Below are 238 nucleotides of genomic sequence, written 5' to 3'. Positions count from 1 at the left end.
GGCGAAGTCACCTTCACCACCGAAAGCCCCCCGAGCCTGCGCAGCGCCGCCAGCCGGCACTGATTACGCTGACGGCCGGGGCGGCCTGCTCGGCCTGCCCACGGCCGCCGCATCGCGAAAGGTCCAGTGCCGGTGCACCAGAAAGTTGAAGACCGCGGTGATGGCCGAGGCAAACATCTGCGCGACGAGGTAATACAGCCCGAGCGCTAAGCCGATCGCCATGATGGTGGCATTGCAC

1 protein-coding gene is annotated in these 238 nt (G+C 66.8%); it reads right to left on the bottom strand.

Annotated elements, in window-relative coordinates; all coding sequences use genetic code 11:
- Positions 1-63: 63 nt before the first annotated feature.
- Positions 64-222, bottom strand: coding sequence for a GtrA family protein (locus tag RVY79_RS22130; protein ID WP_411161786.1), 159 nt, complete (start codon positions 220-222; stop codon positions 64-66).
- Positions 223-238 lie beyond the last annotated feature (16 nt).

Origin of the sequence: Chromohalobacter sp. HP20-39 (genome assembly GCF_033052815.1) — a bacterium.
Classification (GTDB): domain Bacteria; phylum Pseudomonadota; class Gammaproteobacteria; order Pseudomonadales; family Halomonadaceae; genus Chromohalobacter.
This window is presented reverse-complemented; position numbering and strand designations above follow the sequence as displayed.